This is a genomic window from Longilinea arvoryzae, assembly GCF_001050235.1.
Lineage (GTDB): Bacteria > Chloroflexota > Anaerolineae > Anaerolineales > Anaerolineaceae > Longilinea > Longilinea arvoryzae.
The window spans coordinates 1,719,829-1,745,101 of the sequence record NZ_DF967972.1; the positions used below are offsets into that span (position 1 = coordinate 1,719,829).

The window sequence follows — 25,273 nt, forward strand, 5'->3', positions numbered from 1 at the left end:
TTTTGTGTTTCTTCTATGTAGTAATAATAATATTGTGAATTAGTTCCGCTTTTGAGATAAATGGACATTCTTTCTCAAAATAAAATTAAAATTTGGAATTAAGAAAAGAATTGGTTTTACTAAGAACAGTGGCATATATTGTATTAAACCTAAAATTGCAAATCGATTTACCATACCATAACGTTCCGGATTTTGTAATATTTGGAGTGTTTTGTCCTCAATCGCAAAGTTTCTTAATAATTTTTGAAGAGCGTGATAAGAAAGCGGATGAATATCATAGCTAGAATTTCGATGAAAAAATCTCACATAGAAATCAGAAATCCGTGTTGGTAACCAGGATAAAAACGGTAAAAAATAATGCTCTTCCATTATAGTAAATTTATTTGGACCGCTGAAAAAACACACGCCATCTTCCTTAAGAACCCTTTGGATTTCACTGACCAACCCATATTGATCTTCAGTATGTTCATAGACCTGCGCACAAATAATAAAATCAAATGAGTCGTTCTCAAAAGGTAAATGGGCACCGTCTGCTTGGGTAAAGTAAAAATTTTTTTGAAAATTGTCACCATTTTCATCAATTTGAATTCGGTGTAAATCAACCTCAATTCCAACCACTGATTGGAATCTAGATGCTAATATCTTTCCTATTTCACCGGTGCCACATCCAATATCAAGGCAATCTTTTGTGTGTATACCATTTTCTGACTTATAAGATTCAAGAAGAAGATTATATATTTTTAAGGCTTGCTGCGGCCTAGTTGCAGAATCGTGTTTGGTCATGAAAATCCTATGATAAAATATTTATGAGTAAAAATTTCCAAAACTTATTATATAATAAAAAACCAACCTTTACGTATAGCTATTATTCCATCTGAAAAGGATCATATATGAAAAGCAAAATTTATTTAAAATTCATATTGTTCTTTCTTTGTATTGTTTTATCCGGATGTGCATCAAATGGCCCTAGAGCGTCATCCGAAGAAACTTCGTATCCTTTTCCACAAAATCTCAATGTAACAATATCGCCGACTTATAGTGGGTATCCTTATCCTGGTGAGAGTTCCACTCCTGAAATTACCAACGAATTCTTGCCTGCTCCATTGATCGTGCCCACACCTTCAAGTGATAAAGTGGTCTTTTGGGGACAAATGCTTACTCCAGGACCAGGTGGAACGCCATATCTTGGCGATATTTACTTAGGGTACCTAGTGAAGGCAACCCAGAGTGGTTATCCACCTATGATTAAATTTTCTGAAACTACCAATCCGAAAGCTGTTGTCGATACTGAGGGACATTTCTATTTTGCTGATGTCGATCCTGGAGAATATGCATTGGTGATCTATTCGCTTGGTGGCACATATGTCGTATCTGATAAAAGTGGACAAACGAGTTATATTACAGGAGTACCTGGTAGTTCAGTTGATCTGGGCATAATTAGTGTGCCATAACCCACAGTACCATTATTTTGACAAAAAAATTAAAAATACCAGAAATGGCATTAATATTGCATAAGCCCTTTTAATTATGTTGGAGGGTTTCTTTATGCATATGAAAAAAAACTCTATCTTTATAGCATTAGTATTTATGCTCATCCTTTCTTCCTGCACCTACATCGAGGACTACGTCCCCGGTCAGGCCACCCCCACGCTGCCCGGCTCCAGCGCCTTGAAAACCCAGGTACCCACCGTAACTCTGCCGCCTTCGGCCACCCCCGAGCCCTCCCTGACGCCCACGCCCACCGCCACGCGCCCGCCGACTTTCACGCCCACGCCGACGGTGCCGCCCAAGCCGTTCGCCTTGCAGCCGGGCGCGATGATCCCGCTGCCGGCGTTTTCGCACGCCAGCGCGGGCTGCACCTGGATGGGTGTGGCCGGGCAGGTGATCGGCGAGGACGGCCAGCCGGTGACGAACCTGGTGGTGACGGTCATCGGGACGCAAAACGGCGCGCCGGCCGAATGGATGGGCTATACCGGTTCGGCGACGGTCTACGGCGCGGGCGGGTTCGAAATTCAATTGGCCGGCCAGGCGGCGGCGGCGAAATATACCATCCAGTTATTCGATCTGAACGGCAATCCGCTGTCTGAGGTGTTTCCCTTCACGACCTCGGCCGACTGTCAGCAAAACCTGATGATGATCAATTTCAGCCCCAATCTGAATCTGAAACCCGCGGTCTGGCTGCCCCTGGTCGAACATTAGGCTGAACCGCATAAGAATCCCAATCCCTCCGCCAGATATGCCGGGGGGATTTTCTTAAGGCCGGCCGGACGCCACGGGCGGGGAATCCGCCCTTGACCGAATCGCCCGCCAAGTTTATAATTCAGTCGTTGAATATTGGACAACTATGAGCATTCCACCCGAAAATAATCGCGACCTTGTAATCTTAGAGCAAATCGAAAATGACCCGGATGCCACCCAGGCATCTCTGGCGTCCCGGCTGGGAGTGGCGGTCGGGACGGTCAACTGGCATCTCAAGCGGCTGATCGATAAGGGCTACGTCAAAGCGCGGCGCGTGGAACGGCGCAAATTGCGCTATATCATCACGCCCGAGGGCCTGGCCCTGCGCACCCGCCTGACGGTCGATTTCGTTCAGACCCAGTTCCGCCTGTACCGCGACGTTCGCCAGCAGGTGATCCACGCGCTCGAACAGGCGCGCGCAAACGGGTATGACCGCGTGCGCCTGCAGGGCGACGGCGACCTGGCGGATATCTGCCGCCTGACTTGTCTGGAGCAAAACGTTGCCATCGTCGAGGATGGCAACGCGCCTATTCTGGCAATAAACAATCTCAAAATTCGAATCCTATGGGAGGAATCGTCATTATGAGTAGTTCGGCCGATTCTTGGGAAAAGAAACGTGTTTGTGTGACCGGCGGCGCCGGCTTTTTGGGTTCTTATGTTACTGCGAAATTGCGCGAACGCGGCGCGAAGGAAGTCTTCATCCCGCGCATCGAAGATTACGATCTGGTCAAGCCGGAAGACATCAAGCGCATGCTGGATGACAGCCGCCCGGACGTGATCCTTCATCTGGCCGCGCACGTGGGCGGCATCGGCGCCAACCGCGAGCATCCGGCCGAGTTTTTCTATGACAACCTGATGATGGGCGTGCAGTTGATGCACCAGGCCTGGCTGAGCGGCGTGAGCAAGTTCGTGGCGCTGGGCACGGTTTGCGCTTATCCCAAGTTCACGCCGGTGCCATTCCATGAGGACGACATCTGGAACGGTTATCCCGAGGAAACGAATGCGCCTTATGGCCTGGCCAAGAAGATGCTGCTGGTGCAGGCGCAGGCTTATCGCGAGCAGTATGGCTACAACGCCATATTCCTGCTGCCCGTCAACCTGTATGGACCGCGCGATAACTTCGATCCGCGCAGCTCGCACGTCATCCCCGCGCTGATCCGCAAATGCCTGGAAGCGCAGGAGACCGGCCAGGAGGAGATCGTGGTGTGGGGCGATGGTTCGCCGACGCGCGAGTTCCTGTTTGTGGAAGACGCCGCGGAAGGTATTCTGCTGGCAACTGAAAAGTTCAACGGCTCCGAGCCGGTCAATCTGGGCTCCGGGCAGGAGATTTCGATCAAGGATCTGGCGCTGCTGATTGCCCGCCTGACGGGTTACCAGGGCCGCATGGTGTTCGACACCAGCAAACCCAACGGCCAGCCGCGCCGCGCGCTGGATACCAGCCGGGCCGAGCAGTTCTTTGGCTTCAAAGCCGGCACCAATTTCGAGCAGGGCCTGCAGCGCACCATCGATTGGTATCGGGAACATCGGATGCATTAAGCCTTATGGTTACTGAGAACACCACGCCCACGGTTTATTTACGCCCTTCGAAAGGATGGATTCCGCTGAATCTATCCGATCTTTGGGCATACCGCGAGCTGGTGTTCTTCCTCACCTGGCGCGATATCAAGGTGCGCTACAAACAGGCCGCGCTGGGCGTGCTGTGGGCGGTCCTGCAGCCGGTGATGATCATGGTGGTATTCACGGTCATCTTCAGTAAACTGGCCGGGTTGAAACCCGATGCCGGCATTCCGGCGGAGTGGTACCCGGTGTTCAGCCTGGCGGCGTTGCTGCCCTGGCAGCTTTTCCAGGCCGCGCTGCAGCGGTCATCCGTCAGCCTGGTGGGCAACGCCAACCTGTTGACCAAGGTCTACTTCCCGCGTCTGATCATCCCTTTCTCGGCCGTCGCAGCCGGGCTGGTGGATTTCTTCATCTCGCTGGGCGTGCTGTTCGTGATGATGGTGATCTACGGCGTACCGTTCACCTGGAACCTCCTGTGGATGCTGCCGCTGGTCGTGCTGGTGCTGCTCACCGCGCTGGCAGTCGGGCTGTGGCTGAGCGCGCTCAACGTGCAATACCGCGACGTGCAGCAAATTGTGCCTTTCCTGCTGCAGGCCTGGATGTACGCCTCGCCGGTGGCCTATTCCATCGACCTGATTCCCACGACAGGCCCCTGGCGCCTGATCTACGGTTTGAACCCGATGACGGGCGTCATTCAGGGCTTTCGCTGGGCATTGCTGGGCAGCAGTCCGCCTGACCAGCTCATGCTGATTTCCGTGGTCATGGTGCTGGCGCTGCTTGTCTCCGGGCTGTTCTATTTCCGGCGCATGGAACGCAAGTTTGCCGATATGGTGTAACCCGATGAGTGATCTGGCGATTCGTGTCGAACATCTCAGCAAGCAATATCGTATCGGCGCACAGGCCGAGCGGTATGACACGCTGCGGGATTTGCTCACCGGAACCGTCGAGCGAGCAGTCCAGCGTCTCAAACCCGGCCGTAACGGCGGGGAATCTGCCAATACCATCTGGGCGCTGAAGGATATTTCGTTCGATGTGAAGCGCGGCCAGGTGCTGGGTATCATCGGTCGCAACGGCGCCGGTAAAAGTACGCTGCTGAAGGTCCTGGCGCGGGTAACCGAACCCACCGAGGGGCTGGGCGAAATTCACGGGCGCGTCGGATCTCTTTTGGAAGTGGGGACCGGTTTTCATCCTGAGTTGACCGGGCGCGAGAATATCTTCCTGAACGGCGCCATTTTGGGCATGAAACGCAGCGAGATCGCTCGAAAATTCGACGAGATCGTCGAATTTTCCGAAGTGGGTGCCTTCATCGACACGCCGGTCAAACGTTATTCGAGCGGAATGTATTTGCGACTGGCCTTTTCAGTGGCGGCGCATTTGGAACCTGAAATTCTGGTGGTGGACGAGGTGCTGGCGGTTGGAGACGCCGAATTCCAGCGCAAGTGCATGGGCAAGATGGGCGATGTCGCCCAGCAAGGCCGTACTGTGCTCTTCGTCAGCCACAACATGTCGGCCATCCTGCGCCTCACGCAGGAAACCCTGGTGATCGAAAAGGGGTGCCTGAGCATGTGCGGCCCGACGCCGCAGGCGGTGGATTACTACCTGTCGCACGGCTTCGCCACCGAAGGGGAGCGCGCCTGGGAAACCGAAGAAGTGCCTCCGGAGGCCTACCCGTTCCGACCGCTGGCATTACGTGTCCGTGACGCCCGCGGCAAGGTCGTGGATACCGTCCGCTCGACCGAGCCGGCCACCCTGGAACTGGAATACTGCCTGGCAGAGGGCATCACCGGATTGAGAGTGGGTTTTTACTTGCTGAGTACGCGTGGAGAGTACGTGTTTACCTCCTTCGACACGGATGATCCTGACGCATTCGAACGCTATTCCGTTCGACCAGCAGGGCATTACATCAGCCGCTGCGTCCTACCGGCTGATCTGCTCAATGAAGGCCGGTTTGTGATCGGCATCAACGCCAGCTCGTACCGTATCAAGCGCTATTTTCAGGACGAACAGGCCATCACCTTTACGGTGGACGGCGCGGGTGCGCCGGGAACGGTCTGGCCTGAACCTCGCCTGGGGACGGTGCGGCCTCGCCTGAACTGGCAGATAGAGGTGGTAACCGAATGACAGCTGTAGCAAAAGATACGATCAAAAAATTTTTAGGCGAAATTCCTTTCACCGCAGAATTGTACTGGTTGGTTCGCCAGCGCGGGCGGCCAATCCAATCTCGATTCTCGCTCAAGCACTTGCAGGATGAATTGCCCGGCATGGTCGCTCAGGCTCAGGAACTGGCCAAAACCGCTCCAACCGGGAGAAAAGTCTTCATCTTCGCCACGCTGCATTACTGGATCGAACATGCAGCCTTGCTGGCGGTTTCGCTGGCAGCCCAGGGGCATGATGTGACCCTGGCCTATCTGCCTTACGCCGAATGGCAAAAAGAGATCAACCGCTTTGACCTGCGCCGCCAGAATGCATATGCGCGCAAGGTGCTGTCGCTGGCCGAGCCGTTGATCAAAGTGGTCTCTTTCGTCAGCGCTCGCGCGCCGTATATGCCGTTGCCGGAAGACGTCATGAATGCGGTGAAGCAGGTGACGAATTACGACACGCAATACACCCTGCAAACCGAAGAGATCGACACCAATGGCGATGTCTATAAGTTACGCCTGGATCGCAACCGCGAGGCTGCCCAGGCGGCGCTGGCATTCTTACGCCACAACCGTCCGGATGTAGCCATCATTCCAAACGGCACCATTCAGGAATTGGGCGTGGTGTACCATGTCGCTCGCTCGCTCAAGATCAAGACCGTGACCTACGAATTTGGCGACCAACGCCAGCGCATCTGGATCGCTCAAAACGCTGAAGTAATGCGCCAGGAAACCGACAGCCTGTGGAAAGCCAGCCGTGAAAAACCGCTGACGGATGCGCAGTTGGAGAAGATGAAATCGCTGGTCATGGCGCGCCAACGGGCAACGATGTGGGAAAATTTTGCCCGCCTGTGGCAGGATGTGCCCGCGCAGGGCGGTGAGCAGGCGCGCGCCACCCTGGGTCTCGATCAACGCCCCGTGGTGCTGCTGGCGACGAATGTGTTGGGCGACAGCCTGACGCTGGGCCGCCAGGTTTTCAGCCGCAGCATGGCCGAATGGATCAGCCGCACCGTGCAGTACTTTGCCGGGCGGCCTGAAGTGCAACTGGTCATTCGCGTTCACCCGGGTGAAGTGCTGACGCACGGCCCTTCGATGGTCGATGTGGTTCACCAGGTGCTGCCGCGCCTGCCCGAACACATTCGCCTGATTGGACCCAAAGAAAAGGTCAATACCTACGATATCATCGACGTCGCGGACATGGGATTGGTTTATACGACCACGGTCGGCCTGGAAATGGCGATGAGCGGACTGCCAGTGGTGGTTGCCGGCCAGACTCATTACCGGGGGCGGGGTTTTACCCAGGATCCGGATTCGTGGGTCGCCTATTTCAAGATGCTCGGCCAGATCCTGGAGAATCCAAAAACCTACCGTCTTTCGAAGGATCAGATGCATCTGGCCTGGCGCTATGCGTATCGCTTTTTCTTCGAATACCCGCTGCCTTTCCCATGGCATCTGGTTCGTATGTGGGATGATTATCGCGCCCGTCCATTGGGTACCGTCCTGAATGGTAATGCCGAGCATCCCTACGCCAACACCTTCGATTACCTGGTTGGTAAACCACTCGATTGGAGCAAAATCAGTAAATGATGGATTCGCAAAAATCGGCCAAGGAAGACGTCCGCCATTTTTACGATCAGGTGGGCTGGCAGCTCGAGGATGGCGATCATTATCAGAACGCGCATTATGAAGATTTGCGTCCGGTCGCCCAGGAGTATATTCAGCGCTGCCATATGCGCGTCAAGCGCCACCTGAAGCCGGATGGAAAATTTCTGCTGGACGCTGGCTCGGGGCCGATCCAGTATCCGGAATACCTGACCTATTCGGAGGGGTATCAATACCGGGTTTGCGCGGATATCTCGATCGTGGCGTTGAAAGAAGCCCGCAAGCGCACGGGGCAGAAAGGTCTGATGGTGGTTGCGGATGTGGCCAATCTGCCTTTCAAGGACGGTGCTTTCGAAGGCATCGTCTCACTGCATACCTTTCACCACCTGGCGCTCGAAGATCAGGCGCGGGCTTATGATGAGACCTTCCGCGTGTTGGCTCCCCAATGTACGGCGGTGGTGGTCAACGGTTGGTCTGAATCGCCCCTCATGAAGCGTTGGAACTGGGTGGCCGGGATGATGAACGGTCTGCGGAGCCTACGAGCGCGTTTGATGGGCAAGAAACCGCGACCGGCTGTAAAATCGAACGCGCCAGCCTCCAACCGTCCGGTGGGCACTTTTACGGTCAAGAACGATCCGGCCTGGTTGAAGAAAACATTGGCGGGTCGGATCGATTTCGAAATACTGGTATGGCGAAGTTTGAGCGTCAACTTCCTGCGTGCGGTATTTCATGAAAAACTAGGCGGGCGAAGATTGTTGCGTTGGGTCTATCGCCAGGAAGAGCGCAATCCGAATTACTGCGGGGAGAACGGCCAGTACCCCATGGTGGTGATTCACAAGTAGTCTACAGCCCGTTTTCGATGGGTCAGGCATCCCGGAGGAAGTCGGGGGCAGTGGAAAATGAAAACAAGCGGGTTGGTGACACTGACCCGAAGCGAAAGAAATAGTGGAGTAAACGAAATGGATTGGAAAGATAAAGTAGTTCTGGTAACCGGGGGCACCGGTTCGTTTGGAAAGAAGTTCATCAGAATCCTGCTGGATGAATACCAACCCGCCAAAGTGATCGTGTTCAGCCGCGATGAGCTGAAACAGCATGAAATGCGTCAGGCGGGATACGATCACCCGAACCTGCGATATTTTATCGGCGACGTGCGCGACTTGCAGCGCATGAAACGGGCTTTCAACGGCGTGGACGTGGTCATTCACGCCGCGGCGCTCAAGCAGGTGCCGGCCTGTGAATATAACCCGATGGAGGCCATCAAGACCAACATCCTGGGTTCCAGCAACGTCATCGACGCCGCGCTGGACTCCGGGGTCAAGAAGGTGCTGGCGCTCAGCACCGACAAAGCCGTCAATCCCATCAACCTGTACGGCGCCACCAAACTGGCTGCCGAAAAACTGTTCGTCCAGTCCAATGCCTACGCCGGCGGAATGGCAACCCGTTTCTCCTGCGTGCGCTACGGCAACGTGGTCGGCAGCCGCGGCAGCGTGGTACCGGTTTTCCTCAAACAACGCGCCGCCGGCAAAGTGACCGTCACCGACGACCGCATGACCCGTTTCTGGATTTCACTGGAGCAGGGGGTGCGCTTCGTCATCCGCTGCGTGGAAAAAATGGAGGGCGGCGAGGTGTTCGTCCCCAAGATCCCCAGCATGAAGGTGGTCGACCTGGCCCGCGCCATCGCCCCGGACGCCGACCTTGAAATCGTCGGCATTCGCCCTGGCGAGAAGCTGCACGAAGTGCTCATCTCGGAAGACGAAGCCCGCACCACCCTGGAACTCGACGATATGTACGTCGTGGAGCCGGAACTGGCCTTCTGGGCGCAGAAGGGCGGCCTGCATGAGTGGGAACGCATCGGCCGCAGGCTGCCGGACGGTTTCCGCTATATCAGCAATACCAATACCGATTGGCTGACCATCGATCAAATTGCCAAGATTACCGCCCCGATCGAAGAACAATACCTGAAGGGTACATTGGAATGACGCGTATTCTGGTCACCGGCGCGAGCGGGCTGCTGGGGTTGAATTTTGCCCTTCAGCATGCCGCCCAGCATCAGATCACCGGCGTGGTCAACAGCCAGGCTCTGCGACGCGACGCACCGTTTGCGGTGCGCAGCCTCGACCTGAGCCAGCCCGGCAGCGGTGCTGCCCTGCTGAAAGCTGAACGTCCGGAGATCCTGGTGCACTGCGCGGCGGTGGCCAACCTGGAAGTAGCCGAGAAAAATCCAGCCCTGGCGCAGCGCGTCAACGCTGATTTGCCCGGCGAGTTGGCCGAGGCCAGCCGCCGGTTGGGTGTACGCATGGTGCACCTTTCGACGGATGCGGTTTTCGACGGCGCGCACGGGCCATATATGGAAAGCGATCAACCCCATCCGTTGAGCGCTTATGCGCGCAGCAAATGGGCCGGCGAGCAGGCGGTGGCAGCAGCAAATTCACAGGCCATCATCGCGCGGGTCAATTTCTACGGTTGGAGTCTGAACGGGCGGCGCAGTCTGGCTGAATTCTTCTACAACCAGCTCTCCGGCGGCCAACCGGCCAACGGCTGGACGGACGTGTTCTTCTGCCCGCTGGAGGTCAACATGTTGGGCGACCTGCTGCTCGAAATGGCTCAACAGGGGCTGGAAGGGTTGTACCACGTGGTCAGTTCGGAATGCCTGAGCAAGTACGACTTCGGCCGGGCCGTGGCGCGCGCCTTTGGGTTCGATGAGGGGCTTGTGAAACCCACCCGGGTCGCCGACAGCGGTTTACATGCGGCTCGTTCGCCGGATCTGCGGCTTTCCACGATGAAACTGGCGCGAGACCTTGGACGGGCGTTACCCGGACAGGCTGAATGCCTGGCTCGGTTTCAGCGCGAGTACGCCGAGGGGTACGCCGGGCGGCTGCGCGGCCTGGCCGCGTGAAAGCACTGCTTTACAATCGTGTTCGGTCCGGAGATTCCTTGCCAAAGGAGGGATGAACCATGGAAATCAAAATTGGGAACCACCTGGTTGGGGATAATCACCCCACTTATTTCATTGCTGATATTGCTGCCAATCACGACGGCAGCCTGGAGCGCGCCAAATACCTGATCCGGCTGGCAAAGCAGGCCGGTGCCGACGCGGCCAAATTTCAAAACTTCCGCGCGGCGAAGATCGTCTCGGATTACGGCTTTCGCTCGATGGGCGGCCAGCAGTCGCACCAGTCGACCTGGAAGAAATCGGTTTTCGAGGTTTACCAGGGCGCATCGATCCCCTTCGAATGGACGCCGGAATTGAAAGGGGTCTGCGACGAGGTCGGCATCGATTATTTCTCCTCGCCCTATGATTTCGAAGCCACCGACATGCTGGATCCCTATGTTCCGGCTTACAAAATTGGTTCGGGCGAGATTACCTGGCCGGAAGCGCTCGAATTCATGGCGCGCAAGAACAAGCCGGTGCTGCTGGCGACCGGCGCATCGGATATCGGCGAGGTGCAGCGCGCCGTGCATGCCATTCTGGCGATCAACCCCAACCTGGTCCTGATGCAGTGCAATACCAACTACACCGCCAGCGGAGAAAATCTCAAATACATCAACCTCAATGTGCTTAAGACCTACGCTCTGATGTTCCCGCAGGTGGTGTTGGGGTTGTCGGACCACACCACCGGCCCGACTACGGTGTTGGGGGCGGTAGCGTTGGGCGCGCGCGTGATCGAGAAGCATTTCACCGATGACTGCAACCGCGAAGGTCCCGATCACCGCTTCGCCACCGATCCGGATGCGTGGGCCGAGATGGTGCACCGGACGCGTGAGCTGGAATTTGCGCTGGGGGATGCGGATAAGAAGGTCGAAGATAACGAAAAGGAAACCGTCGTCGTGCAGCGCCGCTGCCTGCGCGCCGCCCGCGATTTGAAAGCCGGCGAGACGCTGACGCGCGAGATGATCGACGTGCTGCGGCCGGCCACCCCGGGCGCGCTGCAGCCCTTCGAAATTCCGGCCGTCATCGGCAGGAAACTGTTGGTGGATATCCCGGCCGGGCATGAGATGCGCTGGCTGGACCTGGGAGAGTAGTTGCGCGTCCTGTACTTCACCCGCGATTACACACCGCACGACCACCGCTTTCTTTCGGCCCTGGCCGAAACTCAACATACCATTTTTTCGCTGCGTCTGGAGCGGCGCGGGCGGCAGTTGGAAGACCGCCCTCTGCCGCCGCAGGTGGAGCAGGTACAGTGGAACGGCGGACAGCGTCCCGTGCGCCTGATCGAGGCGCCGGCTCTCCTGACCGACCTCGAGCGGGTCATTGAACGCGTGCAGCCGGACGTGATTCATGCCGGGCCGATCCAATCGGCGGCGCTGTTGGCCGCGTTGAGCGGGTTCCACCCGCTGGTCAGCATGTCGTGGGGCTCGGATTTGCTCAGGGACGCCGACCGCAATTGGAAAATGCGCTTCGTAACGCGCTACACGTTGAGCCACACCACGGTGCTGGCCGGCGACTGCGAGGCGGTGCGCCGCAAGGCGGGCGAGTTTGGATTCCCGGCCGAACGGGTGGTGCTCTTCCCGTGGGGCGTCGATTTGCAGCGTTTCTCGCCGGGCCAGGCGTCCGAACTGCGCAACCGGCTGGGTTGGGAGGATGCCTTCGTCATCCTTTCGACGCGCACCTGGGAAACGCTTTATGGCGTCGATGGGGTGGTCAAGGCCTTTTGCCAGGCCGCCGAGCGCGAGCCGCGTTTGCGGTTGATGCTGCTGGGCGGCGGTTCGCAGGCCGCCATGTTGCGCAAGATGCTGGCCCAGCACGACCTGCTGGATCGGGTGCACTTTGGCGGGCAGATCAGCGGGGATGAACTGCCGGCGTATTACCGGGCTGCGGACCTTTATGTGAGCGCTTCGCACAGCGATGGATCGTCGGTTTCGCTGATGGAAGCCCTGGCCAGCGGCCTGCCCGCGCTGGTTTCGGACATTCCGGGCAACCACGAATGGATCACACCAGAGGAAAACGCCGGCTGGCTTTTCGCGGACGGCGATTTCAACGCCCTGGCCGAAGGAATGCTGCGTGCTGCGGCGGCCCCGGCAGGGTTGAACGACCAGCGTCAGGCGGCCAGGGCATTGGCCGAACGCCGCGCCGATTGGCCGAAAAATTTTCAACAGCTTCTGCGCGCGTACGAACTGGCGCGCGAGCTGGATGATAGGAAATCACAGTGACTGCTGAACGAATCATCGTCATTATTCAGGCGCGTATGAGTTCCACCCGGCTGCCCGGTAAAGTGCTGAAGGATATTGCCGGCCGCCCCATGCTGGCCTGGGTGGTCGATCGCGCGCGCAAGGCGCGATCCGCCACGGATGTCGTCGTTGCCACCACCACGGATTCGTCGGATGATCCGATCGTCTCTTTTTGCATGCTCATGGGGTACGCGTGCACACGCGGCAGCCTTACGGACGTGCTGGATCGGTATTACCAGGCGGCCCGCCAGTATCGGGCGGACGTGATTGTACGCCTGACCGCCGATTGCCCGTTGATCGACCCCGCCGAAATCGATCATGTGGTGCATGAGTTTTTGAGCAGCGGCGTGGATTTTGCCGCCAACCGCCTGCCGCCGCCTTTTGGGCGAACTTACCCGATCGGGCTGGACACCGAAGTGTGCTCTTTCGAAGCCCTGGAACAGGCCTGGAACGAAGCCAGGAAGCCTTACCAGCGCGAACACGTCATGCCTTATTTATATGAAATCCCCGGGCGCTTCAAGGTGCTGCGGGTGGATCACGATCCGGATTACGGCGATTTGCGCTGGACGGTGGATACGCCGCAAGACCTGGAGCTGGTGCGCGCCATATTCGAACGTATGGGCGAACGCGAGGATTTCGGCTGGCTGGATGTGCTGGCGCTGTTCGAAAACGAGCCTGAGCTCGCGCGCCTGAACGCCGGCATCAACCAAAAGTTCTACAACAAACACGGGTGAGCCGATGACACAAACCTGTCCCTTATGCCGCAGCGATCAAAGCCAACCCTTCGAATCATTGAAGGCCGAGGGGCGGACGATCGAATATCGCCTGTGCAGCCGCTGCGGGATGGTTTTCCAGGGTGAAGACTGGAAGAAAGCCGACCTGGATCAATTTTACGCCAACGATTACCGCAAACTGGTCGAGGGTGAGGACCAGGTCAGCGACAAGAACCGGGCCATCGAAGAAACGCGCGCGCGCCTGCTGGTGAGCTGGCTGAAGGCGCAAGGCGTGCAGACGGTGAGACGCCACATGGATATCGGCGCATCCACCGGCGCTCTGATCAACCGCAGCCGTCGCGAATTCGGCGCCCAGGTGCTGGGCGTGGAGCTCTCCAATTCGCACCGCGCTTTTGCCGAAACGCGCGGGCTGCGCATGTTGCCCTCGCTGGATGTCCTGGAAACTCAATCCGAACAGCGCTTCGATCTGATCAGCCTGATCCACGTGCTCGAACACCTGCCGGAGCCCGTGCAGACCCTGTCGCATTTACGCGAACGCTGGCTGACCTCGGACGGCGCCTTCCTGCTGGAAGTGCCGAACCTGTACGCCCACAATTCTTACGAGATTGCCCACCTGCATGCCTTCAGCCGGCACACATTGCTGGAGACGCTGCGCCTGGCGGGCTATCGGGTCGACGCGCTGCATGTGCACGGTCAGCCGCGTTCGAACGTGCTCGGACTGTACATCACGGTGCTGGCGCGGCCGGCAACTGCCCCGGCGAACCAAACCGTGCAACCGGAAGGCAGCGTGCGTCTCAAACGCCGGCTGGGCATGACCAAACGCCGCCTGCTCGAAAGACTGATGCCGGGTCAGGCCTGGCTGCCGTTCCCGACGCTGCCGAACAACGAGGAAAAATGACCGCGTTGATTACCCTCTTCTCGGCGCCCAAGCCTTTCACCAACCCGCACATCGCCACCATTCAGCGCAACGCGATCCGTTCCTGGTTGGCGCTGGGGGACGCGGTGGAGGTGCTGCTGCTGGGCAATGAGGACGGCCTGCCGGAAGCGGCGGATGAATTGGGCGTGCACCTGATCAAAGAGGTCAAGCGCAACGCGCAGGGCACGCCGCTGGTCAGTTCGCTTTTCGAACTGGCCCGCCGGCACAGTTCGACCTCCTTGCTGGCTTATGTCAACGCCGACATCCTGCTGCTGCCGGATTTCGTCGCCGCGGCGCAAACGCTGCTGGCTGACGGTAACCCTTTCCTGGGGGTGGGCCAGCGTTGGGACCTGGAGATCAAAGACGAGCTCGATTTTGGCGAAAATTGGGACGCCGGACTGCGCCAGAGGATCCAGGAGAAGGGCGTGTTGCATCCGCCGGCTGGCTCGGATTACTTCCTCTACCCGCGGGATTGCTTTACCTGGATGCCTGAATTTGCCATCGGGCGCGCCGGCTGGGACAATTGGATGATCTACTGGGCGCGGCGCGAAGGCTGGCGGGTGGTGGATGCGACGGCCGATCTGCCGATCGTGCACCAGAATCACGACTACAGCCACCTGCCGGGCGGGCAGCCGCATTACCGCCTGCCTGAGACGGACGTCAACGTCCGGTTGGGCGGTGGTCGCAGGACCATCTTTACGCTTTCGGATGCCAATTATCGATTGAAGGACGGCCTGGTTTCGGCGGTCCCCGCGCACGGCGCCAGGTTCTGGCGCGAGGTCGAAATCTACCCGTTGGTTCGATTGCATTCGCGCCTGCTGGGGCAGCTTTTCTTTGCCCTGTTTCACCCCCGCAAGGCCTGGGGAGAGGCGCGTGGCTGGCTGGCTTACAAACTGGGACGCCTGCGTAAGCGCCACTAAGGAGCATTATGGCACGAGACGGAATCAATCCATCACGTTCCCGCACCACCGATTATCAACCCGCGCGGGTCACGGTCGCGGTGCTGACCCATTTGCCGCACCAGATGGGCTATTTCGAGAGCCGCCTGGATGTGACCCGCATGACCATCGAATCGATCCTGGTGAATACCGGCGAACCGTTCGACCTGTGGGTGTTCGACAACGGCAGTTGCAAACCGATGGTGGATTACCTGTGCGGTCTGCGCGATGAAGGCCGGATCACGCAACTCATTCTATCGAGCAAAAACATCGGCAAACCGGCGGCCCTGCAGGCCATTTTCAAAGCCTGCCAGAGCGAGATCATTGCTTATACGGATGATGATGTCTTCTTCCTGCCGGGTTGGCTGGAGCAACATCTCAGAGTCATCGACACCTACCCAAAAGTGGGCGCGGTGACCGGATTTTACATTCGCGAGCGCATGAAGAACGGCATTGACAGTACGCTGGCTTTTCTCGACCGACCCGGCGTTGAATCGCAGCGCGGGCTGCTGATGCCGGCCAGTTGGGAAGAAGAATACCGCGTCAACAGCGGCCGTTCGCAGGAACGCTACGATGCGGAAGTGGCCGGGCTGGAAGATATTCGGTTGAATTATCAGGGCGTAGAAGCCTGGGTTTCGGCGCACCACTTCCAGTTTGTGGCTCCCCGCGAGGTCATTTTGCAGGCGCTGCCGCAGGAATGGACCGGGCTGTTGATGGGCAAGATGGTCGAGATGGATTTGACCATCGACCGGCTGGGATACTTGCGCCTGTGCACCGGCAATCAGACCGTGCGCCTGATGGGCAACGTGCTCGACCCGGAAGTGCTGGCGTTGGCTGGGCAGTGCGGGATTCAGCTGCAGGCCGGTCACAAGACCAGCCGCCCGACCAGCGGATTTATGAACGCCCTCTATCGCCTGCCGGTGGGGAAACGCCTGATTCACGGTCTGTACAACCAGCTCTACAAAGTCATCAATTCATGAGGCGTTTATGAGATTTCTGATCGCCGGTTTCGGTTCCATCGGACGCAGGCACATGCGGAATTTGATGGCCCTGGGGCAGCGCGATATTGTGCTGTATCGCAGCGGGCGCTCCACGCTGCCGCAGGATGAACTGGCCGGTTTCCCGGTGGAAACGGATCTGCAGGCCGCCCTGGCGCATCATCCCGATGCGGTCATCGTGGCTAACCCGACTGCGCTGCACCTGGACGTGGCCATCCCGGCCGCGGAGGCCGGCTGCCACATTCTGATGGAAAAACCGGTCTCCGATTCGCTGGAGCGCATGGACGCACTCAAGAGCGCCCTGAAGCGCGGCGGCGGAAGCCTGATGGTTGGATTTCAGTTTCGATTTCATCCCGGGCTGCGCAAGGCCGCCGAGTTATTGAGGGACAGCGCCATCGGCCGCCCGGTGTTCGCGCGGGCGCACTGGGGTGAATACCTGCCCAACTGGCATCCCTGGGAGGATTACCGCCAGAGTTATACCTCGCGGCCCGAACTGGGTGGGGGTGTGGTGCGCACCCTGAGCCATCCATTTGATTATCTGCGCTGGCTGCTCGGGGAGACCGAAGTGGCCTTCGCGCAGGTGGGCGCATTGGGCGAGCTTGGAATTCCGGTCGAAGATACAGCCGAGATTGCCCTACACTTTTCCAGCGGCGCCATCGGCAGCCTGCACCTCGATTACTTACAGCAGCCTCCCGAGCACCGGCTGGAAATTACCGGCACGCGGGGTTCGCTGCGCTGGGATAACGCCGACGGCGCGCTGCGCTGTTTCCGCGCGGAACGCGGTGAATGGGAGACCTATCCGGTCCCGGATGGTTTCGAGCGCAACACCCTGTTCGTCGACGAACTGCGCCAATTCATCGAGGTGGCCGCCGGGCGCGCCGAGCCGGTCTGTGGACTGGACGACGGCATTCGCGTGCAGGAGTTGGCACGGGACGCACTTGCCTATGCCGGCAAAGCGCCAAACGGATTACAATTTGAGGTTGAAAAATAATCTTTAGACCCGCTGCCAATCCGGTCCATTCATAGAAAGAGACTGATCCGATGTCTGATATCTTCGATAAATTCAAAATGAACGGCCAGGTCGCCGTGATTACCGGCGGCGCCGGTCTGTTGGGCAAACAATTCTGCCGCACGCTGGCGCAGGCCGGAGCAGCGGTGGTGGCTGCGGATTTGAACGGCGCGTTGGTGGAAAAAGCCGCCAGCGATATGCAGGCCGAAGGTTTGAACGTCATCCCGGCGGTGGTGGATGTGACGGATCCCCATTCGACCGAAGCCCTGGTGGCGACGGCAGTCAAAGCCTTTGGCCGATTGGATGTGCTGGTATGCAGCGCGGCCATGGATCCGAAGTTCGACAGCGCCCACCAGTCCCAGCAGAGCGCGAATGCGTTCGAGACCTTCCCCGTGGAAGCCTGGCGCCAGGCCGTGGACGTCAACCTGACCGGCCTGTTCCTGTGCGCGCAGTCGGCCGTCAAACCAATGGTCGCCCAGAATCATGGCGTGATCATCAATATCTGCTCGACCTACGGTCTGGTCGGCCCCGACCAGCGTCTTTATGAGCGCCCCGGCCAACCCAGGCAGTACAAGCCGGTGTATTATTCGGTGACCAAGGCGGGCGTGCTGGGCTTGACCCACTATCTGGCCACATATTACGCCGGGACGGGCATCCGTGCCAATGCGCTGACGCCCGGCGGCGTGTATAACAATCACGATGAAACATTCACCAAAGCGTATTCGGCGCGGACTGTGTTGGGGCGCATGGCGAATCTGGACGAAATGAGCGGCGCGATTTTATTCCTGGCGTCGGACGCCTCGACGTATATGACCGGCGCCAACCTGGTGGTGGATGGAGGGTGGACGGCATGGTAGACCGACCGGCAGTCCTGGCGATCATTCCGGCGCGCGGCGGCTCGAAGGGCATTCCGCGCAAGAATATCCGCGATTTTGCCGGCTACCCGTTGATTGCGTATAGTATAGCTGCGGGGTTGCAGGCTGAAACTGTGACCCGCGTGGTCGTTTCGACCGACGACCTGGAAATTGCCGCCGTGGCGCGAACCTGGGGCGCTGAAACACCCTTTCTCCGACCGGCCGAATTCGCCCAGGACCACACCATGGACCTGCCGGTATTCCAGCATGCCCTGCAGTGGCTGGCCGACCATGAAAACTACCGGCCTGAGGTGGTGGTGCAGCTTCGTCCGACATCGCCGGTGCGGCCGGTTGGGCTGGTGGATGAGGCCGTGCGCACCTTGCTGGCTCACCCGGAAGCCGATTCGGTGCGCGGGGTGGTGCCCGCCGGACAGAATCCGCATAAGATGTGGCGAATCGATCCGCAAACCGGGCACATGAAGAATCTGATCGATGTGCCGGGGATCGCGGAACCTTACAATGCTCCCCGCCAGGCGTTGCCGCAAATCTACTGGCAGACGGGGCATATCGACGCCATTCGCGCGCGCGTGATTCGCGAGGGCCATTCGATGAGCGGCGAGGTCATTTTGCCGGTGATGGTTGATCCGCAATTCACCGTGGATATCGATACGCCCGCCGATTGGCAACGCTATGAATGGATGGTCTCCAGCGGTTTGAACCTGGTTCTGCCGGGGCCCGGACGCCGCCCGCTGCCGGAGAAAGTGGCCCTGGTGGTGTTCGATTTCGACGGCGTCATGACCGACAACCGGGTGTACGTCGACCAGGATGGGCGTGAAATGGTGGCCGCATCACGCGCCGAGGGACCCGGCCTGCGCCGTCTGGAAGCGCGCGGTATTCGCACGCTGGTGCTCTCCAGCGAGGTGAATCCGGTGGTGGCGGCGCGCTGCCGTAAACTGCAGGTGCCGGTGCTACAGGGTGAACAGGATAAAGCGCAAGCCCTCCTGAATTATCTGCGATCCGAAAAGATCGATCCGCGCCAAGTGGTATACTTGGGCAATGATGTCAATGACCTGCCGTGCTTCCCGCTGGTGGGGTGCGCGGCTGTGGTGGCTGACGCCGAACCGGAGGCGGTGCATCAGGCAGACCTGGTGTTAACCCGCAAAGGCGGTTACGGCGCGGTTCGTGAATTATGTGAGATCATCCTGACGCATCAGGGAAAAATCTAATCTGTTCTACTGGAAAATTCAGTAAGGAGTAAGAAATGTCGTTTTTGTCCAATTCTGGAATGGCTGTAATGGCTTATCTTGACCCGGGTTCGGGCAGTTTCTTGATTCAGATGCTTCTGGCCGGTGGGTTGGGAGCCGCGTTCTTGATTAAGACGTACTGGCGTAAAATCAAAGGTCTTTTCAATAAGAATAATGAGGATGTGTCTCCATCCGTAATGGAAGACGCCCACCAGGAAAAGTAAATTTTCTGCTTCGGCAGGCACGGAGCCGAAACAGCATCCTGGAAATGAAAAAGCTGAGTATCGCCGATCGGTATGCATCGGTTTGCGCAGCCTTTACTGAGGAGTATTAACCTATGGCGAAAGCCGTGAAGATTGGTGAGCAATGGGTTGGTGAAGGTTATCCGACTTACGTTGTCGCGGAGATTGGCATCAACCACAACGGCGACATCGACATTGCCAAGCGCTTGATGGAAGCAGCCAAACACGCCGGCGTGGATGCGGTCAAGTTCCAAAAGCGCACCCCTGAGTTGTGCGTACCGCCCGAACAGCGCGGGCAGATGCGCGAGACTCCCTGGGGCTACATTACTTATCTGGATTACCGGTATAAGGTCGAGTTCAACGCCGAGCAATACGCTGAGATCGACCGCTTCGCGAAAGAGATCGGCATTACCTGGTTTGCATCCGTTTGGGATGAGCCTTCCGTCGATTTCATCGAACAGTTCAATCCGGTGGCCTATAAAGTACCGTCGGCTTCTCTGACCGACCATGCCTTGTTGAATCATTTACGCCAGACAGGCCGGCCGGTGATTCTTTCGACCGGTATGTCCACCATCGAGCAGATTCACAGGGCGGTGCCGTTGATGGATATCGACAATTTGATCATTTGCCATGCCACCAGCGCGTATCCCTGCGATCCCGAGGAATTGAACCTGCGCATGGTCCAGACGCTCAAGTTCGAGTATTCCTGCCCGATCGGGTATTCCGGCCACGAGGTTGGCCTGATTCCGTCGGTGGTGGCTGTTGGATTGGGTGCCTGCATGGTCGAGCGGCACATCACTCTGGATCGAGCCATGTGGGGCAGTGATCAGGCGGCATCCGTCGAACCGGGCGGCTTCGAGCGGTTGGTCAAATACATCCGCGTGACCGAAGCTGCACTTGGCGATGGCGTCAAGCGCGTCTATGACAGCGAATTATCTTCATTGAAGAAATTACGCCGCGTCCAGGAATAATTATCAATTGGAGGAAGTGTCAGGGTATGAGTTCAAAGGCTACGTTGAGTGCGTCGTTCCGCGATCCCAGCGGTTTCCTGTTTCGGCGAGAAGGTGTGCTGTACCGGCAGGTGAATCAAAAATATCAGCCGGATTACGATCAATTGATGCATTCCGGCCTGTATCAAAAGCTGGTCAATGCGGGCCTGTTGATTCCTCACACAGAAGTCGATATTCAAGCCGAACAGCCCGAAATTGCCTATCGCGTCCTCCGACCTGAAGTTGTGCCCTTCATTTCCTACCCGTATGAGTGGAGTTTCGGCCAACTCAAAGACGCTGCCATGGCTACCCTGGCGATTGCCCGGCAGGCGCTCGATTTTGGCATGCTGCTCAAGGACGCCAGTGCTTACAATATTCAGTATCATCTGGGCAAACCGGTTTTAATCGATACGCTCTCCTTCGAAGTTTATCAGGAAGGCCGGCCGTGGGTGGCCTATCGCCAGTTCTGCCAGCATTTCCTGGCGCCGCTGGCGTTGATGGCTTTCAACGACGTTCGCCTGAACCAGCTTCTGCGCATTTATATCGATGGTGTGCCGTTGGATCTGGCCAGCAAGCTCTTGCCGGGAAAGACGCGCCTGAACTTCGGGTTGGCTTCGCACATACACATGCACGCCAACGCCCAGAAACGCTATGCCGATCAGGCGGTGGATAAATCTGCCGTCCCGCAGCGCATGGCGAAGATTTCGCTGCTCGGTCTTCTGGATAATCTGGAGAGCACCGTGCGCGGCTTGAGTTGGACGCCCGAAGGCACCGAATGGGCGGACTATTACGACGCCACCAATTACACACGCGAAGCTTTTGAAGAAAAGAAAGCCTTGGTTTTGGCCTACATCCAGAGAGTCCGACCGGCGCAGGTGTGGGATTTGGGCGCCAACAACGGCGAATTCAGCCGCCTGGCGACGACCAAAGGCATCAATACCGTGGCCTTCGATATCGATCCCAGCGCAGTCGAAAAGAATTACCGGGCAGTGAAGGCCAACGGTGAACAAAAAATGCTGCCGCTGGTGCTGGATTTGACCAACCCCAGTCCCAGCCTGGGTTGGGAGAACCGCGAGCGGCAGTCATTGGCTGAACGTGGGCCGGTTGATCTGGCGTTGGCGTTGGCCCTCGTCCATCATCTGGCCATCTCGAACAATGTGCCCCTCGACCGTCTGGCGGCGGCCTTTGCCGCTCTGGGGCGCTGGCTGGTGATCGAATTCGTGCCCAAGGAAGATTCTCAGGTGCAGCGCCTGCTGGCGACGCGTGAGGATATCTTCCCGACCTATACCCTGGATGGCTTTGAAGAAGCGTTCTCGCATTCTTTTGACATTGTCGAGAAAGCGCAGATCAATGGGTCCAAGCGCACCCTGTTCCTGATGAAGGCCAAGGAAGACTGACCGATAGGCTCACTCTTGCGGAAAATACCCTTCTATCCCTTCCTATTTGCGCTCTACCCGATGGTTTATCTGCTGGCGGTCAACGTCGATCAGATCAGCCCGATTATGGCGTTTCGATCGATGGCCATTCCCTTTGTCGCCAGTGTTGTTCTGTTCTTGCTGATGGCTCTCGTCACCCACAATTGGCGACGAGCGGCCCTGGTGACTGCCTTTTGGGTGGTGGCCATCTATCTGCTGTTCTTTTTCTTTTACGTGCCGCTGTATCGTACCTTTGAGAAAACGGTCGTGTTCGGGATCAATATCGGACGCCACCGCACCTTGATTTTGGGGCTTGCAGTACTGCTCTTGGCCGGAACGGCCTTGATCTCAACCCGCAGAAGTAATTTTGGCACGCTCACGGTCTTCCTGAACCTGGTGGCCATCGCGGCGATCGCCATTCCACTGGGCCAGATCGTATTGTATAAATATCAATCCGGCATCATGGGCACGGCTTCCCAATCCCAAGATCAAGCGGAGAGCGCAGTCAGTCTGACGCCGGGCGAGAATCCTCCGGATGTATATTACATTATCCTGGATATGTATACTCGTGAGGATTTGTTAAAAGACTTCTTCAAATACGATAATTCGCCCTTCCTGCAGTTCCTGACGGACAAGGGCTTTTACGTTGCCAACTGCAGCCAGAGTAATTACAATTCGACCCAGTATTCGATCGGTTCATCCTTGAACATGGATTATTTGCCCGATCTGGGGCTCGGGGTCGAGGATCCGGACCTGGTACCTGCGGTGCAGCAAAACCGGGTCATGGCCCTGTTCAAACAGATGGGTTATCGCACCGTCAACTTCGAATCGGGCTTCTCGATCACGGAACTGCGCAATGCGGATGAATATCTCAGCCCGTTCAGCAATGTGTGGGACAGCCTGTTCTATGGGGGCGTCAATTCCTTCGAGGCCATGATCTTAAAGAACTCAGCCGGAACGCTGATTTATGAAGCCAAACCGAACCTGGCCAAGAAATACCAGACCATCCTGGACACGCCCTATATCCAGTACCGCGAGCGAATCGCCTACGCGCTGGAAAAGCTGGAAACCATCCCCGCCTCGAAGAGCCCGAAATTCGTCTTTGCCCACATTCTGGCTCCGCATGATCCGTTCGTTTTCGATAAGGACGGTAATTTCGTCTTCCGTGAAACGCCATTCACCCTGAATGGCGACAAGGAATATCCTGGCGAAACCTACATTCCCGGCTATACGTCCGAATTGCAGTATCTCAATGCTCAGGTGGAGAAGATCGTCACGGACATCCTTGAGAATTCAGACGAACCACCCATCATCATCCTCCAGGGAGATCACGGCGCACCCCGAACCAAGGGCATCGACGGTTCTTCGGCAATCCTGAATGCTTATTATCTGACCATGGGGAAAGATCAGCTCTACCCCACCATTTCACCGGTCAATACCTTCCGCGTCGTTTTCGACCAGTATTTTAACGGGCAGTTTCCCCTGTTGCAAGACCAGCCCTACAAGATCGACTTCGATGCGAAGAACTACATTTCCTACGATGGGTATGCGTGTTCCGCGCAGCCGCTCACATCCACTCCTTGAAACCGGACGGTGAATGTGGCCAATATGATTTCGAAAGCAAAAGAACGAATTCGCCTGAACTGGTCGCGCAGGCAAACCGATTACCTCTTCGGCGTGATGACGCGGGAGGTGGCCAGAAATGCCCCGCCGGCCGAAGGTAAACCGGTGGTGATGTTCAACGCTTCGACGCGCATCACCGGATACAGCCAGAATATGGCCTATCACCTGCTGGCCTCCTGGGCGCTGCGCCTGCAGGGCGTGAAGGTGGTTCACTTCGTCTGCCAGGCCGGCATGACGCGCTGCCCGTTGGGCACCAATCGCGACGATTTTTCCGCGAAGCCGCCTTGCAAAGACTGCCAGTGGCAATCTTTTCACGCCTACCCGCAGCCTGGCGCGGTAAACGCCATGCTGCGCGGCTTCGAAATGACGACGGATGAGAACCTTGAAACGGCCATGGCCGGGCTCGGCCTGGAAGCATTGACCTGTTTCGAATATGAAGGCTTGCCCCTGGGGGCACTGGTATTGCCGTCCATGCGCTGGGTATTGCGCCGCCATCACCTTGCGGACGATGACGCCCACCGCGACCTGTATCGGGATTGTATTCGTTCGGCCTGGAGTGTTGCCGCCGCATTCGAAAAAGTGCTGGACGAAGTCGATCCGCGTATGGTGATCGTGTTCAACGGACAGTTCTTCCCCGAGGCCACGGTCCGGTATCTGGCGCAAAAGCGCGGCCTGCCTGTGGTCACTCACGAAGTCGGCCTGTTGCCCATGACGGCGTTTTTCACGCCCGGTGAAGCCACCGCCTACCCGATCGATATCCCGGAGACCTTCGACCTCAATGCCGAACAAAATGCCCGCCTGGACACCTACCTGGAACAGCGCTTTCAGGGCAACTTCAGCATGGCGGGGGTGCGGTTTTGGCCGGAGATGAAACCGCTGAGCGAGGAGTTCTGGCAGCGCGCCGGGAAGTTCAAGCAAATCGTACCCGTATTTACGAATGTCATTTTCGATACCAGCCAGGGGCACGCCAACGTACTCTTCGAGCACATGTTCGCCTGGCTCGATCAAGTGCTGGATATCGCCCGCGCCCACCCGGAGACTTTCTTCATCATCCGTGCCCATCCGGACGAATCGCGTCCCGGCAAGGCCGCCCGCGAGAATGTGGCCGGTTGGGTGGCCCAGAGCGGCGCATTGGAAATGCCAAACGTGCTGTTCGTGGACGCGAGCGAGCATTTCAGCTCCTACGAATTGATCCAGAAATCCAAATTCGTCATGATCTATAATTCGACGATTGGAATGGAAGCCTCGTTGCTGGGCGCGCCGGTGTTGTGCGCCGGCAAAGCGCGCTTCACCCAACTGCCAACCGTTTTCTTCCCGCAAACTGCCGAGGAACACCGCGCCTGGGCTGAGAAATTTCTGCATGCTGAGTCCATCGAAGTCCCGCCCGAGTTCAAGAGAAACGCCCGCCGCTTTTTGTATTACCAGCTCTACCGCACTTCGTTGCCGATGGGCGATTTCCTGGCCGAGGAAGGGATCTGGAAGGGTTTTGTCACGCTCAAAGATTTCGAGTGGCAGGCCCTGCTGCCCGAGAATTCGCCCAGCCTGCGGGCCGTGGTGGACGGTGTGCTGCACGATGGGGATTTCTTGTTGGGGGAGTAGGAAAACCG

25 protein-coding genes are annotated in these 25,273 nt (G+C 57.5%); 24 read left to right on the top strand and 1 reads right to left on the bottom strand.

The window, feature by feature from the left end; all coding sequences use genetic code 11:
* Window positions 1-39: 39 nt before the first annotated feature.
* Window positions 40-783 carry a class I SAM-dependent methyltransferase gene (locus tag LARV_RS07645; protein WP_075073082.1) on the bottom strand — a complete coding sequence of 248 codons (744 nt, stop codon included), beginning with the start codon at window positions 781-783 and terminating at the stop codon, window positions 40-42.
* 107 nt (window positions 784-890) lie between these two features.
* Here LARV_RS07645 and LARV_RS20175 point away from each other — a divergent pair, with 107 nt between their 5' ends.
* The 24 genes from LARV_RS20175 (at window position 891) to LARV_RS07760 (ending at window position 25,265) form a co-directional block, all read left to right on the top strand.
* A complete protein-coding gene (locus LARV_RS20175; RefSeq protein ID WP_152031747.1) occupies window positions 891-1,451 on the top strand; it encodes a hypothetical protein in 561 nt (186 codons plus the stop codon).
* Window positions 1,452-1,551: 100 nt separating this feature from the next.
* The gene (locus tag LARV_RS20795; RefSeq protein ID WP_152031748.1) at window positions 1,552-2,199 is read left to right on the top strand and encodes a hypothetical protein; all 648 of its coding nucleotides are present in this window, start codon (window positions 1,552-1,554) and stop codon (window positions 2,197-2,199) included.
* Between the two features lie 145 nt (window positions 2,200-2,344).
* Window positions 2,345-2,824 (top strand): winged helix-turn-helix transcriptional regulator, encoded by a 480-nt coding sequence (locus LARV_RS07655; RefSeq protein WP_075073084.1) that lies wholly within the window; start codon window positions 2,345-2,347, stop codon window positions 2,822-2,824.
* Window positions 2,821-3,774 carry a GDP-L-fucose synthase family protein gene (locus LARV_RS07660; protein ID WP_152031749.1) on the top strand — a complete coding sequence of 318 codons (954 nt, stop codon included), beginning with the start codon at window positions 2,821-2,823 and terminating at the stop codon, window positions 3,772-3,774. Before LARV_RS07655 ends, LARV_RS07660 begins: the two co-directional genes overlap by 4 nt.
* 5 nt (window positions 3,775-3,779) lie before the next feature.
* A complete protein-coding gene (locus LARV_RS07665; protein WP_075073086.1) occupies window positions 3,780-4,631 on the top strand; it encodes an ABC transporter permease in 852 nt (283 codons plus the stop codon).
* Between the two features lie 4 nt (window positions 4,632-4,635).
* Window positions 4,636-5,916: an ABC transporter ATP-binding protein gene (locus LARV_RS07670; RefSeq protein WP_075073087.1), complete on the top strand. Its 1,281-nt coding sequence runs from the start codon at window positions 4,636-4,638 to the stop codon at window positions 5,914-5,916.
* The gene (locus LARV_RS07675; protein WP_075073088.1) at window positions 5,913-7,520 is read left to right on the top strand and encodes a hypothetical protein; all 1,608 of its coding nucleotides are present in this window, start codon (window positions 5,913-5,915) and stop codon (window positions 7,518-7,520) included. The genes LARV_RS07670 and LARV_RS07675 overlap by 4 nt, the downstream gene beginning before the upstream one ends.
* Complete coding sequence (locus tag LARV_RS07680) at window positions 7,517-8,377, top strand: class I SAM-dependent methyltransferase (protein WP_075073089.1); 861 nt, start codon at window positions 7,517-7,519, stop codon at window positions 8,375-8,377. The genes LARV_RS07675 and LARV_RS07680 overlap by 4 nt, the downstream gene beginning before the upstream one ends.
* A 117-nt stretch (window positions 8,378-8,494) precedes the next feature.
* Window positions 8,495-9,514: a UDP-N-acetylglucosamine 4,6-dehydratase (inverting) gene (gene pseB, locus LARV_RS07685; protein ID WP_075073090.1), complete on the top strand. Its 1,020-nt coding sequence runs from the start codon at window positions 8,495-8,497 to the stop codon at window positions 9,512-9,514.
* Window positions 9,511-10,431 carry an SDR family oxidoreductase gene (locus LARV_RS07690; RefSeq protein WP_075073091.1) on the top strand — a complete coding sequence of 307 codons (921 nt, stop codon included), beginning with the start codon at window positions 9,511-9,513 and terminating at the stop codon, window positions 10,429-10,431. The genes pseB and LARV_RS07690 overlap by 4 nt, the downstream gene beginning before the upstream one ends.
* A 59-nt stretch (window positions 10,432-10,490) precedes the next feature.
* Window positions 10,491-11,558: an N-acetylneuraminate synthase family protein gene (locus tag LARV_RS07695; protein ID WP_075073092.1), complete on the top strand. Its 1,068-nt coding sequence runs from the start codon at window positions 10,491-10,493 to the stop codon at window positions 11,556-11,558.
* Complete coding sequence (locus tag LARV_RS07700) at window positions 11,559-12,686, top strand: glycosyltransferase (RefSeq protein ID WP_075073093.1); 1,128 nt, start codon at window positions 11,559-11,561, stop codon at window positions 12,684-12,686.
* Window positions 12,683-13,438, top strand: a complete 756-nt coding sequence (locus LARV_RS07705) for a cytidylyltransferase domain-containing protein (RefSeq protein WP_152031750.1) — start codon at window positions 12,683-12,685, stop codon at window positions 13,436-13,438. Before LARV_RS07700 ends, LARV_RS07705 begins: the two co-directional genes overlap by 4 nt.
* Window positions 13,439-13,442: 4 nt before the next feature.
* Window positions 13,443-14,336, top strand: coding sequence for a class I SAM-dependent methyltransferase (locus LARV_RS07710; protein ID WP_075073094.1), 894 nt, complete (start codon window positions 13,443-13,445; stop codon window positions 14,334-14,336).
* Entirely contained in the window at window positions 14,333-15,274 is a 942-nt protein-coding gene (locus tag LARV_RS07715) for a hypothetical protein (protein ID WP_075073095.1), read from the top strand. Before LARV_RS07710 ends, LARV_RS07715 begins: the two co-directional genes overlap by 4 nt.
* 8 nt (window positions 15,275-15,282) lie before the next feature.
* Complete coding sequence (locus tag LARV_RS07720; protein ID WP_075073096.1) at window positions 15,283-16,272, top strand: glycosyltransferase family A protein; 990 nt, start codon at window positions 15,283-15,285, stop codon at window positions 16,270-16,272.
* A gap of 7 nt (window positions 16,273-16,279) precedes the next feature.
* Entirely contained in the window at window positions 16,280-17,281 is a 1,002-nt protein-coding gene (locus tag LARV_RS07725) for a Gfo/Idh/MocA family protein (protein ID WP_075073097.1), read from the top strand.
* A 50-nt stretch (window positions 17,282-17,331) separates the two neighbouring features.
* Window positions 17,332-18,156 (top strand): SDR family oxidoreductase, encoded by an 825-nt coding sequence (locus tag LARV_RS07730; RefSeq protein WP_075073098.1) that lies wholly within the window; start codon window positions 17,332-17,334, stop codon window positions 18,154-18,156.
* Window positions 18,150-19,379, top strand: coding sequence for an acylneuraminate cytidylyltransferase (locus LARV_RS20345; protein WP_075073099.1), 1,230 nt, complete (start codon window positions 18,150-18,152; stop codon window positions 19,377-19,379). Before LARV_RS07730 ends, LARV_RS20345 begins: the two co-directional genes overlap by 7 nt.
* Before the next feature lie 35 nt (window positions 19,380-19,414).
* Window positions 19,415-19,621, top strand: a complete 207-nt coding sequence (locus LARV_RS07740; protein WP_075073100.1) for a hypothetical protein — start codon at window positions 19,415-19,417, stop codon at window positions 19,619-19,621.
* 113 nt (window positions 19,622-19,734) lie between these two features.
* Window positions 19,735-20,610 (top strand): N-acetylneuraminate synthase family protein, encoded by an 876-nt coding sequence (locus LARV_RS07745; protein ID WP_075073101.1) that lies wholly within the window; start codon window positions 19,735-19,737, stop codon window positions 20,608-20,610.
* 26 nt (window positions 20,611-20,636) lie between these two features.
* A complete protein-coding gene (locus tag LARV_RS07750; protein WP_075073102.1) occupies window positions 20,637-22,025 on the top strand; it encodes a class I SAM-dependent methyltransferase in 1,389 nt (462 codons plus the stop codon).
* A gap of 15 nt (window positions 22,026-22,040) precedes the next feature.
* Complete coding sequence (locus LARV_RS07755; protein WP_075073103.1) at window positions 22,041-23,627, top strand: sulfatase-like hydrolase/transferase; 1,587 nt, start codon at window positions 22,041-22,043, stop codon at window positions 23,625-23,627.
* A 24-nt stretch (window positions 23,628-23,651) separates the two neighbouring features.
* Window positions 23,652-25,265, top strand: coding sequence for a capsular polysaccharide export protein, LipB/KpsS family (locus LARV_RS07760; protein ID WP_152031751.1), 1,614 nt, complete (start codon window positions 23,652-23,654; stop codon window positions 25,263-25,265).
* Window positions 25,266-25,273 lie beyond the last annotated feature (8 nt).